The organism is Pantoea sp. USHLN256 (genome assembly GCF_037149875.1).
Lineage (GTDB): Bacteria > Pseudomonadota > Gammaproteobacteria > Enterobacterales > Enterobacteriaceae > Pantoea > Pantoea nemavictus.
The window spans coordinates 1-223 of sequence record NZ_JBBCQO010000057.1; the positions used below are offsets into that span (position 1 = coordinate 1).

Below are 223 nucleotides of genomic sequence, written 5' to 3' on the forward strand. Positions count from 1 at the left end.
AGCTAATACCGCATAACGTCGCAAGACCAAAGTGGGGGACCTTCGGGCCTCACACCATCGGATGTGCCCAGATGGGATTAGCTAGTAGGTGGGGTAATGGCTCACCTAGGCAACGATCCCTAGCTGGTCTGAGAGGATGACCAGCCACACTGGAACTGAGACACGGTCCAGACTCCTACGGGAGGCAGCAGTGGGGAATATTGCACAATGGGCGCAAGCCTGA

General features: G+C 56.5%; 1 rRNA gene. It reads left to right on the top strand.

The window, feature by feature from the left end:
• Positions 1-223: ribosomal RNA gene (locus WFL93_RS24225) — 16S ribosomal RNA — on the top strand; the annotation flags it as partial.